This window comes from Pseudanabaena sp. 'Roaring Creek', assembly GCF_001402795.1.
Taxonomy (GTDB): Bacteria; Cyanobacteriota; Cyanobacteriia; order Pseudanabaenales; family Pseudanabaenaceae; genus Pseudanabaena.
In genome coordinates this window covers 1-7,901 of the sequence record NZ_LIRE01000267.1, presented here as the reverse complement: position 1 = coordinate 7,901, position 7,901 = coordinate 1, and the positions used below count along the sequence as shown (strand labels likewise).

Genomic DNA, 7,901 nt, shown 5'->3' with positions numbered 1-7,901 from the left:
AAATTGTCCTACTGCCTTTCCCGTAAAGGATTAGAGGTTGCGGTGCAAAGCACCGCAACCTCTAATCCTTTACGGGAAAGGCAACGCCATTTTGGGAATCTCAAAACCTTACTGGGTTTTGTGTTTAATTCATAAAAGTGTTGTCACACTTTCGTGAATTGGTATAATCCTTTACTGTTTGAAAACACCGACATTTGATTTTAATCTATGGTCACTCTATCAATTTTATATATTAATCGTATAATTAAAAAATATTAAATAGTAAGTAGTTCGGCATAATTAAAACCCAAAGCCAGAGAGTGTATCGCCCGCTACGCGGGCAGTACGCTCATCTAGGTTTTAAGTTTACTTATGCTTAGATACTTAAGCATTTCAGAAAAAATGCTTATCTTAGTTGCAAGATGGAACAAACCCATGACAGTGAAGACTCATACAATCGCAGATGTTTTGATTGTAGAAGATGAGCTTGTTACAGCGAACGCACTCTCGGATGTTCTATCAGACTTGGGATTTCGAGTTCTGGATATCGTTGACAGTAGTGATGGGGCGATCGCCTCGATCCATCGGCAACGTCCAGAGATTATTTTGATGGATATTAAATTAAGAGGCTCAGATAACGGGATCGCTGCGGCCAATGAGATTCATAAAACCGCTTCAATTCCCATAATTTATCTCACTGCTTTCAGCGATCCCGAGACGTTAAAACAGGCGATCGCCTCTTCCCCCTATGGCTATCTGACCAAGCCCCTAAGATACGCTGAAGTCAATGTGGCTATTATGCTGGCGTTGAAAAAGCATCAAGAAGAACAAATATTACAAGAAGCTCTCGACAAAGAGAAGGAACTGCATATTCTAAAGTCTCGGTTGCTCGCCATGGCCTCCCATGAATTTTCCACGCCCATGTCGGTAATTAGACTGTTGATTTGGAAGTTACAAAACTTTGAGGAACAACTAACTAAAGAGAGCAGAGCTAAAAATCTGACTTCTATTCAATCTGCGATCAAAGATATTAACTGGTTACTGGAAGAAGTCAGATTTATTGCTTGTTCTGAGTCGGGTAAATTCCCATTTAATCCAGAGCCAGTAGATGCTATTACCTATTGCCAGCAACTGGTTGAGAGTTTTCAAACCGAAGAAAGCGGGCGAAAATATCGAATTAAATTTGATAGCCAAGGACTAGCCTACAAGTTAAATATTGACAAAAAATTGCTGTGGCATATCTTCATGAATCTAGTTTCTAATGCCATTAAGTACTCCTATGAAGGTGGAACTATTGATGTGGATTTAACTTGTGATGCTCATCAATTATCTCTAAGCATTAGCGATCATGGTATTGGGATCCCTACAGAATATTTAAACAATTTATTTTTGCCATTTTTAAGGGCTGAAAATGTTGGCAATATTAAGGGGTTAGGGATGGGGTTATACATTGTCAAACAAGCAGTAGAAGCCCATAATGGCAATATCAATGTCGAAAGTGAAGTCAATGTGGGAACTAAGTTTACAGTTGTTTTACCATCAGCAAAAGATCTATTAGAAGCTGAGTTAATAGAAAAAATATTGAACTAACTATTAGATCGACATTATTAAGAATTCAATCCTCTACAGACCAAGATTCCAATCGATAGATTTCAATTTTACGCCTTGAGGAATAAGCCTAAAGACTTATTTTTTGATCCTCAATCCATAGCGATCGCCCATTATCGCTAAAGTAAATTCAAGGCTAGAAAGCTTGGATAGCAATAGATTTGCAATCTAAATGAATTCTTAAACACTATATGTAAGCCGATGGAATTTGTATTTAATAATACTTTACATACAACTAAAACAGGTGTAAGGTTTAGTTCATGTTAAAAGTCAGTATTAATTTTCCTTTATTACGGCATAGACCATGTTTCCTAAAGGAGGTAACGGCATGACAGAACTAGGAATGAACTGGAAAGAGTAAACGGCTATTGGTTATTTGTTGGGGCTATAACTAGGCAAATTTTTAAACTCAACGCATATATAGGTCTAGTTATCGGTCAATCACAAATCGATTATTTACTGTCTCACAAATTTTACTTTGTATGGGTTCCCGCTAGTAGCATAGGCTAGAGAATCCACATCAATTATTAATAGTAAATATTAATGGTAAAAGGTGAGACCTCAATATTGGAGGTTTTATGAATGTTCGTGGAAAGACGGCTCTAATCACTGGAGCCTCAAGGGGTATTGGTCGAGCAATCGCCTTAGAGTTGGCTCAACAGGGCGCACAATGCTTGATTTTAGTGGCAAGGGATCGCGATCGCTTAAATTCAGTAGTTTCCGAAGTGGAATCTCTAGGAATAGAAGCGGTGAGTTTGCCTCTCGATTTATCCCAAACTGTTGAGGTAAATATTGCGATCGCTCAAGTCTGGCGGGATTACGGTCCCATCGATATTTTGATTAACTGTGCGGGTGTGGCGCATCAATCGTCTTTTTTGCGATCGCGCTTTCAGGATGTTCAATCCGAAATCGAGGTCAATTTGCTAGGGATGTATGCAATCACACGGATGGTAGCAAGACGGATGGCTGCTCAGCGCAATGGCAGAATTGTCAATGTTTCTAGCCTCATGGGTAAGGTAGCTGCGCCAACGATGGCAACCTATTCTGCAACTAAATTTGCGATCGTGGGGTTCACTCAGGCTCTGCGCGGAGAGCTAGCTGCCTACAATATCAAGGTATCTGCCTTACTGCCATCTCTTACGGATACGGATATGGCGCAGGATCTAGAATGGTTTCGCTGGGTGGCGCTGATGACTCCCAATCAGGTTGCTAAAGCGTTAATCTCTGGATTAAATCGCGAAACTCCTGAAATCCTTGTCGGATGGCAAAGCCATCTCGCAGTATGGTGTCATCGTCTCTTTCCATCCCTAATGGAAAAGATCCTGTTAATCGCCGCTCCTAAAGTCGGCTAATACCAATTCACTGAAGTGTTGGCTCACTTCAGTGAATTAAAAAATAAATCCCGTAAGGTTTTGAGATTCCCAAAATAGCGTTGCCATTTTGGGAGTTGGTATAAAACATTAGAAAGAGAAAGATGCTAAGCATTTTTCTCTTTAAGCAAATTTACGCAACATTTTAAAAAAGTAGGGAATATGATATTTCGCCGCCGCTTCATCGTCGGTTTGTTTTGCATAGAAATCTCTCGCGATCGCTAATTCTAGTTGATAAACCGAATACTTGAATTCCGCTAAAATCTAATCTGATAAATTTCACTCTGAATGTAATATCCGCAAAATTTTAATGGCTTAATAATCTGCTAAGTAGCTAGGCATAAGTAAACTTAAACCCCAGTAGAGCATACCGCCCGCGCAGCGGGCGGTATGCTCTCTGGTTTTGGTTTTTAATTTATGCCGAGCTACTTACCAATTGAAGAAATGGCGTAGCCATTTCTTCAATTGGCAGCGCAAAGCGCTGTAAGATTTTGGGATATCGTCTAAATTTCATTAATTAATTGCAATAATGCATCGGTAGTCACCTTGCCACTCATATCTGTGCCTTCCAGTAAACTATCGGCAAGATCGCGCTTCTGGTGGTGCAGATCGACGATTTTCTCTTCGATGGTTCCCTTGGCGACGAGTCGATAAATGGTGACGGGGCGTTTTTGACCGATACGATGGGCGCGATCGCTCGCTTGATCTTCTACCGCAGGATTCCACCAAGGATCCATATGGATTACATAGTCCGCAGCCGTGAGATTTAACCCAGTACCACCCGCCTTAAGACTGATCAGGAAAACATCACCCTCGCCAGCTTGGAAAGCTTCGACACGCTTTTTGCGGTCTTTTGCGGGAGTACTGCCATCGAGATATTGATAGCTAATTTTTTGGGCATCTAGGTAGTCACGAATGAGATGGAGATGATCGACAAATTGACTAAATACTAGAGCTTTGTGTTTGTTATCTAGCAATTCGTTCAGCACCTCACCAAAAAGCTGCAATTTGGAACTGGGCAAGGGAATATCGGGGCGAACCAGTTTTGTATTGCAGCAAGCGCGACGTAACTTCATGATTTCCGCTAACACTTGCAGATGCTTTTGTCCAGCATTGGCTTCGGTGCTATTGAGTTTGGCGATCGCTTCACGACGGAGAGCTTCATAAAATGCCAGTTCTTCTTTAGTAAGTTCTACCTGTAACGTGACTTCAGTACGCGATGGTAACTCCTGTAGGACTTGGTTTTTGGTGCGGCGGAGAATGAAGGGTTGGATTAATTTTTTCAGTTGATTGCGGGCTTCGCGATCCTGCGATCGCTCGATGGGATTGGCATAATTGGTATTGAAATTATCGAGGGAACCTAATAGTCCTGGGTTAATGAAACGGAAGAGATTCCAAAGTTCGCCGAGATGATTCTCAATGGGAGTACCTGTCGTGATTAGTTTGAAACCACTTTGGAGATTCATCGCCGCCTGCGATCGCTTTGTGGCAGTGTTTTTAATCGCCTGCGCTTCATCGAGAACGACGGTTTGCCATTCTACTTTGGCGAGCTTTTCGGCAACCTCTTCCTGCTGGAGTAAACCATAGCTACAAATCACAATATCTAACGGTTGGAGATTATCGAGAACTTTTTGGCGATCGCCCGAACCAAACACAATGACATTAAGCGTTGGCGCAAATTTTGCTGCTTCACTAATCCAGTTCATGCATACGGAGGTGGGCGCAACAATCAATGTCGCCCCTTGGGGTGCACGGGTGAGAATCAAGGCTAGGGACTGGAGGGTCTTACCTAAACCCATGTCATCGGCTAAGCAAGCTCCCACGCCCCAATGGGCAAGCCTCGCCAACCATGCAAACCCTTCAACCTGATAATCCCGTAAATCCGCCTGCAAGGTAGATGGTAACTGCGGCTCAAACTTCCGCATTTCCTTGATTTTTTTGACATGAGCCTTCCAATGCTTATCAACTTTGAGATCGTCAATTTCATCGACAAAATCTTCCAGCGCTAAGGCAGCTAGGGGATGGAACCTTGTCTCTGCACCATGTTGTTCGGACAGTCGGTGAAACTCATCTAGGCGTTTGCGAAATTGATGGGTCAGGGCAATAAATTGCCCATCACCGATGGGAATAAATCGGCTAGGGGTTTTATCTAGCAGTTCCAAAAGATGCTGCATATTTAACACCTTATCATCGCTCAAATATAATTCTCCTTCAGCGGCAAACCAATCGCGGCTCTGATTGATCGACATCCTAAAATTATTAAAGTCCGCATGATGGCTAATTCGCATTTTCTCGCCCTCAGGCCATTCCAAAATAATGCGATCGCCTAAAGCCTGTAATTCCAGTAGTAATTCCAAGCAAAACTCTGGATCGTCAATTATCCATTCGCTTTCACTATCTTCGTAATTGCCCAAGGTCGGACAGGCGGCGATTACTTCATGGGCAAGCTTTTTTTCTTCCTTCAGATTGCGAGTCGTTTGTAAGCGCTTCCCATCAATTTCCGCAAGTACGGTTGTGCCACCCGTTCCAGGACGATAATAGGCTCCCGCATTGGCGAAAGGACGGGCTAATATAGCCACTTTCAATCCATCGCCTGCGGGTAAAATATGGACATGGGGTTTGCTATCCGATGCTACTTCCTCCGCATCGCTCACACCGCCGCCAATATCTGAATGCACGGTAACGATGGAGGAGATGCCATGAATTGCCGCAAGGACGCGATCTTTAGCGGCGACGGGAATTTCTAAGCGATTTTTTCTGCCGATAATTTCGGTGATACGACGGTGGGATTCATTTACCTGTGTCACCTTCAATCTAGTGGGACTTTCCTTAACAACGACAAAATTTTGACCGTCTTTTAGTTGGGGTGAAAATTCTAAAAATAGGCGATCGCCTCGACCCGCTTTCACGAGAAGTTCGGGTTCTCCTTTGACAATATCGACCCTTGTAGTTGGCGAATCTTCCCAAAATACTAGGGGATGTCCTACAAGGGCACAAATGGTATCTTCATCAAATTCGTATTGACTCTGACCGTAATACCCATGATAGGAATAAGCTTGGATATGGGCACAAACAAGTATATCTTGCGGTGTCATGTAGGGAAACTCATGGATAGATTCCTTAAGCCTCTTGATGGCGATATTCCTTCCCGCACTCCATAATCCTTTAGCATTAATTTTTTGCTCCTTGGGCTGAACCGTACAGGTTCCCTTATTAAAAGTAATCAACCATACCAACCGTTGTGGTGAGACATTAGCTGATTTTGTCTGTTCCTGTGGAGCTTTGCCAAGATTTAACAAAGCATTCAAACTTAGTTCCCAAGTCTCTTGAGGTCGAATCAAGTTCACAATGGTGGCAATTTGATTGCTCTGCCTCAATTTTTGGGCGTGTTTTTGATGGATAGAATTAGGTACAAGCTCTCCTAGTAATTCAGCCGCTTCCATGGAGAACCAGTGATATCCAGCATTGACTGCTTGTTTGAGTAATGGTTCTAGGATTTTGGGCGATTCAATTCTCGCCTTTTCTGGATTGACCCAATAGAGACAGAGGGTACTAAAAAAGGCTTCTAAACAGTGAGTTTCCGTATGATTATGAATGTATTCACTGCTCAGAAGATCTTTTTGAGGGATATCACCTAGTTGAAATTTCAAAACCTTTTGCAATCTGCTATAGGTTGCTTGTAACCAATGGTTAGCTTGTCTATTCATAATGCTGGCATAGCCTTCAGCTTCGCGCATAGCTTCCGCTGTGCCATCCTGAATCAGCGCCAGTATAAAAAACAGTCCAGGTTCGCCACTCAAGTAAACCTGACGCTTGCCCGTGGCTTTTCTAATCATCTTGAGTGACTGGCGAAACTTGGCGATCGCTAATTCGCGATCGCCTTTGAGGAAATATAACCAAGCGAGGAGTTCATCATTTGATTCTTTGAAAGAAATCGGTAGGCGATCGTAGGCAGCTTGCGCTGTCTGCAAATCGGCACGTAATAGACTTTGTTCTATTAAAACAAGTAATAATGGATCTGTACAGCGATCGCTATTTCCCTTAAATTCCCTAAGTAATAGCTTATAGGCTTCTTCCGTTGGTTTTAGCCTGAGCATTCCATTATTCAAAATCGTGTCTAATCCGACCTCATAAAACTCTAGCTTTAAGGTCTGAAACCATTCATAGTCAAAGGGATTACTGCAAACTTGATATAAAACCGTTTCTAATGTAATTTTCTGTTGAGAATAGCCATAGCGATAGAAGTCGGCGAACTGCTTGACCACAAAGTCCATGTCTTGCCGATAGATCCCAATTCTGACTTCACGGATAAACTGAGATTCATTTCTGAAAGTACGTGCATCATTCCGACCGTAGGTTGGTACAGGGATTTGGGTTTCGACCACATTGACAATTTTCTCAAATTCACCTGTTTTAACTGAGTCTCGCATGACGATATCGACCAGACAACTATGGCATTGTGTGCCTTGAGTACGATCCAATGTGAGTAGATTTAACTTTAAAAAGCGATCGATATGTCCTTTGACACTGGTGGCTGTGAAATGTTTATTGTCTTTATCCTTAAGTCCAAGGTGAATTAAGCAATCAAAGTACTCGTTGCGATTAATTGGGGCATAGGCGATCGCAAATATTTGAATCATCTGTCGTTCCAAAGATGACAACTTGAAATAAATTGCACTCAAGTTCTCATAAAGTTTGGCAGAATCAACTTGGAGGTCAGGCATAGCAGAGCTTGTATGGTTACTACAGAAATTCGGAGTATTTGTAACAACGGAAACCTTAAATCTGTTGTTACGAATATTTCCAAGTAATAATTGTAACAAAGAACTAGATTTCATAACAGTTTGAAGCCTAGTTTGAAGTTTATTTATCGCGTTATTTATCGCGTTATATAGCTGCCGCCAACTGTATCAGGACATAAAACCCCAAAGAGAGTTGCCGCGC

At 42.2% G+C, this 7,901-nt stretch carries 3 protein-coding genes; 2 read left to right on the top strand and 1 reads right to left on the bottom strand.

The features are described 5' to 3' along the window. The first annotated feature begins 414 nt into the window (after window positions 1-414). Window positions 415-1,569, top strand: coding sequence for an ATP-binding protein (locus AC805_RS09220; protein ID WP_055075158.1), 1,155 nt, complete (start codon window positions 415-417; stop codon window positions 1,567-1,569). Between the two features lie 596 nt (window positions 1,570-2,165). Then, the gene (locus AC805_RS09215; RefSeq protein WP_055075157.1) at window positions 2,166-2,939 is read left to right on the top strand and encodes an SDR family oxidoreductase; all 774 of its coding nucleotides are present in this window, start codon (window positions 2,166-2,168) and stop codon (window positions 2,937-2,939) included. A gap of 521 nt (window positions 2,940-3,460) precedes the next feature. On the opposite strand, the gene AC805_RS09210 is transcribed toward AC805_RS09215, so the two are convergent. Beyond that, window positions 3,461-7,795, bottom strand: a complete 4,335-nt coding sequence (locus tag AC805_RS09210) for a DEAD/DEAH box helicase (RefSeq protein WP_197278681.1) — start codon at window positions 7,793-7,795, stop codon at window positions 3,461-3,463. Between the last annotated feature and the right edge of the window lie 106 nt (window positions 7,796-7,901).

Bases quoted from the DNA above. Each gene is read 5' to 3' on its own strand.
- AC805_RS09215 (WP_055075157.1), top strand. From the start codon at position 2,166: ATGAATGTTCGTGGAAAGACGGCTCTAATCACTGGAGCCTCAAGGGGT.
- AC805_RS09220 (WP_055075158.1), top strand. From the start codon at position 415: ATGACAGTGAAGACTCATACAATCGCAGATGTTTTGATTGTAGAAGAT.
- AC805_RS09210 (WP_197278681.1), bottom strand. From the start codon at position 7,795: ATGAAATCTAGTTCTTTGTTACAATTATTACTTGGAAATATTCGTAAC.